The organism is Mycobacterium angelicum (assembly GCF_002086155.1).
In the GTDB taxonomy this organism is placed as follows: Bacteria; Actinomycetota; Actinomycetes; order Mycobacteriales; family Mycobacteriaceae; genus Mycobacterium; species Mycobacterium angelicum.
Genome location: NZ_MVHE01000129.1, coordinates 1 through 5,951, shown reverse-complemented (window position 1 = coordinate 5,951; position 5,951 = coordinate 1). Strand labels below are relative to the sequence as shown.

Sequence of the window (5,951 nt, the reverse complement as noted above, 5' to 3'; positions counted from 1 at the left end):
TGTCCGTGGCCATGAAAAAGTACCCACTGGTGGCCAAGTAGAGGTATCCACTGGTGGCCAGATAAAAGTATCCACCCCGTGTTCGTCGTGTCGATCAGGAACTGCGGGCCCCGATGGTGACGGTGAAGGCGCCAACCAAACGCCGCCACCACCGGGGAGTTCCATTGAAGTCTGCGAGGGACCGCATGGACATCATTTCTGCGTATCAACAGCTCGGGTCCTACCGAGCCGCCGCCGATCAGTGCGGCACCACCCACAGGACCGTCAAGCGGGTCGTGGACAAGTTCGAAGCCGACCAGGCGGGCGTGGCGCCGCAAGCGCGGGCCGAACGGGCCCACAACTACGATGTGGTGGCCGAGCTGGTCGCCGAACGCGTCGAGAAGTCGGCGGGACGGATCTCGGCCAAGCGGCTACTGCCGATCGCTCGCGCTGCGGGATACGAGGGGTCTGGGCGTAACTTCCGGCGTCTGGTCGCCGATGTTAAAGCGTTGTGGCGCAGCAATAATCACTCTGGCCGGCGCCCGGCGGTGTGGTCACCGGGTGAGTATTTGGTCATCGACTGGGCCCAGGCCGCACCCGGGTTGTTCCTGTTCTGCGCGGTGCTCGCGTTCTCCCGCTGGCGGTTCGTCCGATTCGCCACCGATCAACGAGCGTCGACGACGCTGGCGTTGATCGCCGAGGCCCTGGCTGCCATCGGCGGGGTCCCGGCTCGGGTGCTGGCCGACCGGATGGCCTGCCTCAAGGGCAGCGTGGTCGCCAACGTCGTGGTCCCGACCGCGGACTACGTACGCCTGGCCGGCCACTACGGGTTCGCTCCGGACTTCTGCCACGCCCACGACCCACTCTTAACCGGCTAATCGGGATATTTGGTTGTGCGCGACACGCCGTTTTCCTGCGGTTCTTGACCCATGGCGGATTGGGATGCGATATCTACATCTCATGACGAAGGAACTCTCTGCGGCTGTGAACGACGACGGCGTCTGGCAGTTGCACGGAACGGCCGTAGAGAAGTTCGATTTGGTGAACGAATTCCTGGGATATCTGGCTGACCGTAATTTCTCCCCTCGAACTTGCCGTGCTTACGCCTATGACCTGTTGGCGTTCGCCCGGTGGCTGAATGGCGAGCAGTTAGGTCTGGCGGAGGTGAATGTTGATGTGCTGCTGCGGTTCTTGACGGCATGTCGGGAGGCGACATTGCCGGGTCGGCCGGGTGGCAACGTGTATTCGATCCGTGATGGCCGTAATCAGGGGTATGCGCCGGCGACGATCAATCGGCGGCTGGCGGCGATTTCGAGCTTGTTTGCGTTTCGGGAGATGCGTGACCCGGATGCGCGTAGCCCAGTCGGTAGCGGTCGGGCGGCCCGATTACGTTCGCGCAGTGAGCGTTCCGGGCTATTGGCGCACACGGCGAAACCAAAGTCGAGGTCGCGGTTGCGGGTCCGTGAGCCGCGCCGGTTGCCGCGCGGTTTGTCGCGGGAGGAATCTGCGGCGCTGCTGGGCAGCTTCCGTAGCTGGCGTGACCGCGCGATCGGCGGGTTGATGCTGTTGTCGGGTCTGCGGTCGGCGGAGGTACTTTCGCTGCGGGTCGCCGATGTGGATATTGCGCGGCGCTGGGTTCGAGTGTTCGGCAAGGGCGGAAAGGAACGCTCGGTGCCGATTGATACCGACGTGGCCGGCGCGATCCAAACCTATCTGCTGGCTGAGCGTCCCGAAACGGACGCTGATGCACTGTTCGTCGTCGCCAAAGGCGCCCATCGCGGGCGCCCGCTCACTGCGGCGGGGTTGCGCACGGTGTTCCGGTATCACCGCGAGCGCTCCGGTGTCGCTGCCGGGCATCCCCACGCGTTACGGCATTCGTTTGGCACCGCACTGGCCGAGGCTGGGGTCGACCTTTCGGTGATCCAAGCGTTGATGGGCCACGACCACGTCGATTCCGCTGCCGCCTACATCCATTTGGCCCCAATGTTTCTGCGTGAGGAGTTCGATGCCGCCCGTGCGCGCCTACGCGCCCGTTCCTGAGGTCGACCTGCTCGCTGCGTACGACGAACACTGTGCTCGGCTGGGCTTGATCAGTGTGAACCTTGGCTCGGCCGCGCGAACGTTCCTGCGGCGCTGGCCTGATCCGCAGCGGTGGGCCGGTGAGCCGCTTGAGGCGCGGTTGACGGTTTCTCATCCCACCCGCTCATTCGTGACGTTCTTGATGTTGGCCGGCTATCTGCGGCCCGGCTATGACTACCTGATCCGCCGCAAACTGGCCGTGTTTTGGCGGCATCTGCCGCTGGGGCCGTTGGCTGAGGATCTGGTCCGGTTCTTGGGTGCCGCGCAAGAACTCGGCTTCACTGAACGCACCCGCAGCGCGGCCGCATCGCAAGTGATCGGCCGACTCCTCATCCAGACGGGCCGACGGTTGGATGCGTTGACCGACAACGATTTCGATGACTTACTGACCGCCAGTGCAGCCCGGCACGGCGCAGGGAAACCCAGTAGTCATTACAGCAGCGCCACCCATACCGCCCGGCGGGTCATGTTTCACCTCGGTGTGTTCACCGAACAGCCGGTCAACGCGACCAGCCTGCTACGGCAGAGCTTTGCGCAGCGGATGCGGGATGCCACTTCGGCGCTGCGTGGCTCGTTTGTGGCCTACCTCGATCGGTTGACCGCCACGCATAGCCGCGGCACGGTCACCGGCACCGCAACCCGGCTCAACCACTTCGCCGCGCATCTGGCCGCCGTCGACGCGGCGCTACCCAGCTTGGCCGACCTGGACCGCCGCCGCCACATTGAGACCTACCTGACCGCGACTGCCGAGGCGATGAATTCGCGCACCGGCGCACCGATCCAGGCATCTGAGCGCCGCGGCAGGATCCTGGCGGTGCACTGCCTGCTCAACGACATCGCCGAATGGGGTTGGCCGGAAGCACCGCAGCGGCGCCTGGTGTTTCGCTCCGATATCCCCAAGCTGCCCCGGGCGTTGCCTCGCTACCTCACTCCGGACCTGGATCGGCGCCTGACCCATATGCTGCAGACCTGGCCCGAGCGGCTGCCTGCTGATGCGTTGCTGCTGCAACGAGCGACCGGTTTGCGCATCGGTGAGCTCGTCGACCTCGAACTGGACAGCGTGCACGAGATCCCCGGCCAAGGCGCTTGGCTGAAGGTTCCGCTGGGCAAGCTGAACACCGAACGCATGGTGCCCCTCGACGAGGAAACCGTCGCGCTGATCGACCGCATCGTCGCCCACCGCTCACCCGGGCGGCCGTTGCCCCACCCGCGCACGGCTCGACCCACCGACTACCTGCTCACTCACCACGGTCGACGCTTGACCGTCGATCATCTTCGCGACGTCCTGACCCGCGTTACTACCGATGCCGGCCTGCCGCACATCACCCCGCACCAACTGCGCCACACCTACGCCACCGCACTGGTCAACGCCGGCGTCAGCCTGCAAAGCCTGATGGCCTTGCTCGGCCATGTCTCAGCCGAGATGAGTCTGCGCTACGGACGGCTGTTCGACTCCACCGTTCGCACCGAATACGAACGGGCCCTGGCCTCTGCGAAGGCCCACCTCGGTACCCTGCCCACCGAGCCGCCTCAGGGCCGCGTCTCACTGCCGATCGTCGCCGGCGACTGGAAAGATGCCCCGGCGGTCAAGGCCCGCCTCGCTGGTGGCTTCTGCATTCGGGCCCAGGTCCAGGGCCCGTGCGCCTACGCCAATATTTGTGAACACTGCCCCAACTTCCGCACCGATACCGGCTACCTGCCTGTCCTGGCCGCTCAGCGTGCCGACACCGAAACCCTTGCCCGTGACGCCGAAGCCCGCGGCTGGACCGGTGAAGCCGAACGCCACCGCCGACTCATCGAACGCCTCGACGCTCACATCAGTCAGACACAGACCGGATGACACCTCAACAACGCCGACAACACGTCGAAGATGCCTGCGCGGCAATCATTCTCGAAGGACAACACGTAACCTTCGATGACATCGCTGCCCGCACCGGACTCGGCCGTGCCACTCTCTACCGCAATCCCGACCTACGCAGGATCATCGAAGAACACCGCGCCCGCGGCAAGGAAGCCCACACCCTGTCCGGACTCACCACCGAAATAGCCCACCTACGCACCGCGCTGGACGCCATCGCTGCAACCGTGCGCCGCCACGAAGCAGAACTCCGCCGCCTACGAACGCCAAAAAACTAACGAACCACCACGGCTCAACAGCCGAAACTTGGCCCAGATTAGCCGGATAACCGCAGTCGAAGGGCATCGTGGAACACCTGTGCGGCTATGCCCAACGCGACCTCGCGGTGCCGCTGCTGACCCAGGCCGCTGTGGAAGGCGTGGCGGTCGATATACGGTCGGCCAATGCGGCCGCGGCGGCGTGGTGCGCGCAGGTCAACGCCACCGTGCATACCGAGATCCACGCCATCCCCGACGAACGTTTGATCGCCGAACGCGAACTGCTGCAACCACTCCCATCGCTGCGGCTGCAAATCGGAGCACCATCGGTGCTGCGCAAGGTCGACCGACTCTCCTGCGTACGGTACGGCTCGGCCCGCTACTCGGTGCCGACCCGGCTAATCGGCACCACCATCGCCGTCGTGCTCGATCACGGCGCGGTCTGCCTGCTCGAACCGAGCACGGGAATGATCGTGGCCGAACACGAACTCACCGCCCCAGGTTCGGCATCGATCCTGGATGCCCACTACGACGGGCCTCGCCCGGCACCTGACCGCGGGCCACGCCCCAAGACCCGCACTGAGAAGCAGTTCTGCGACCTCGGTCAGGACGCAGAGGCGTTCCTGGTCGGCGCAGCCGCGATCGGCAACACCCGACTGGGATCGGAGTTAGAGATCCTGCTCGCACTGGGCGTCGCTCACGGTGAGCAGGCGTTGGTGGCCGCACTGCACCGGGCAGTGGCGTTTCGCCGGTTCCGGGCTGCTGACGTGCGTTCCATCCTGGCCGCAGGCACCGGAACACCACAACCTCGCCCTGCCGGCGACGCGCTGATCCTGGACCTGCCGGTCGCCCCGACCCGTTCCCTCGACGCCTACAAGATCGCCACTGACGTCATCGACAGCGGGGCCACCTCGTGACCACAACACCTAAGGCTGTCAAACCCGTTGCACCACCACCGGTTCCGCCACTGGCCGCCGATCTGGATGCCGGACTGCGCCGTTTGAAATTGGCCGCCGTCCGCCGCAGCGCACCCGAAGTCCTGCTTACCGCCAAGACCCAACGTTGGACCCCTGAGGAGGTGCTGCGCACCCTGGTCGAGACCGAACTGGCGGCACGGGATGCCTCCAACATCGTCAACCGACTCAAGGCCGCGGCGTTCCCCGTCCCGAAGACATTGGAGTCGTTCGACGTGGCCACCTCCTCGATCCAGCCGAAGGTGTTCGACTACCTCGCCAGCCTGGAATGGATTCGCGGACAACGGAATCTGGCGATCATCGGACCCGCCGGCACCGGCAAGTCCCACACCCTCATCGGTTTGGGAATTGCAGCAATCCACGCCGGGCACAAGGTTCGCTACTTCACCGCCGCCGACCTCGTCGAAACCCTCTACCGCGGCCTGGCCGACAACACGGTCGGCAAGATCATCGAATCCCTGCTGCGGGTCGACCTCATCATCCTCGACGAACTAGGCTTCGCACCGCTAGACGACACCGGCACTCAACTGTTGTTCCGGCTCGTCGCAGGCGCCTACGAACGCCGCTCGCTGGCCATCGGATCGCACTGGCCCTTCGAGCAATGGGGACGTTTCCTGCCCGAGCAGACCACCGCCGTCAGCATCCTCGACCGCCTCCTTCACCACGCCACCGTCGTCATCACCGACGGCGATTCCTACCGAATGAAAGACGCCCAACACCGGAAGGAGAACCCACAACCGACCTAAAAACCACCGCACGGGGCGGATACTTTTGTCTGGCCACCAGCGGATACTTTTACTTGGC

4 protein-coding genes and 2 pseudogenes are annotated in these 5,951 nt (G+C 65.0%); all 6 read left to right on the top strand.

What is annotated here, in order from left to right; all coding sequences use genetic code 11:
• Window positions 1-164: 164 nt before the first annotated feature.
• A pseudogene (locus BST12_RS28215) lies at window positions 165-854 on the top strand (DDE-type integrase/transposase/recombinase); the annotation flags it as partial.
• Between the two features lie 85 nt (window positions 855-939).
• A complete protein-coding gene (locus BST12_RS28210) occupies window positions 940-2,019 on the top strand; it encodes a tyrosine-type recombinase/integrase (protein WP_083116464.1) in 1,080 nt (359 codons plus the stop codon).
• Entirely contained in the window at window positions 1,985-3,898 is a 1,914-nt protein-coding gene (locus tag BST12_RS28205; RefSeq protein WP_083116463.1) for a tyrosine-type recombinase/integrase, read from the top strand. The genes BST12_RS28210 and BST12_RS28205 overlap by 35 nt, the downstream gene beginning before the upstream one ends.
• Window positions 3,895-4,194 carry a DUF6262 family protein gene (locus BST12_RS28200; protein WP_083116462.1) on the top strand — a complete coding sequence of 100 codons (300 nt, stop codon included), beginning with the start codon at window positions 3,895-3,897 and terminating at the stop codon, window positions 4,192-4,194. The genes BST12_RS28205 and BST12_RS28200 overlap by 4 nt, the downstream gene beginning before the upstream one ends.
• Before the next feature lie 50 nt (window positions 4,195-4,244).
• Window positions 4,245-5,090: pseudogene (locus tag BST12_RS28195) on the top strand (Mu transposase domain-containing protein); the annotation flags it as partial.
• Window positions 5,087-5,893 carry an IS21-like element helper ATPase IstB gene (gene istB / locus BST12_RS28190; RefSeq protein ID WP_083116461.1) on the top strand — a complete coding sequence of 269 codons (807 nt, stop codon included), beginning with the start codon at window positions 5,087-5,089 and terminating at the stop codon, window positions 5,891-5,893. The pseudogene BST12_RS28195 and the gene istB, both read left to right, overlap by 4 nt.
• Window positions 5,894-5,951 lie beyond the last annotated feature (58 nt).

Excerpts from the sequence above, each read along its gene's own strand:
- BST12_RS28210 (WP_083116464.1), top strand. The coding sequence starts at position 940 with ATGACGAAGGAACTCTCTGCGGCTGTGAACGACGACGGCGTCTGGCAG.
- BST12_RS28205 (WP_083116463.1), top strand. The coding sequence starts at position 1,985 with ATGCCGCCCGTGCGCGCCTACGCGCCCGTTCCTGAGGTCGACCTGCTC.
- BST12_RS28200 (WP_083116462.1), top strand. The coding sequence starts at position 3,895 with ATGACACCTCAACAACGCCGACAACACGTCGAAGATGCCTGCGCGGCA.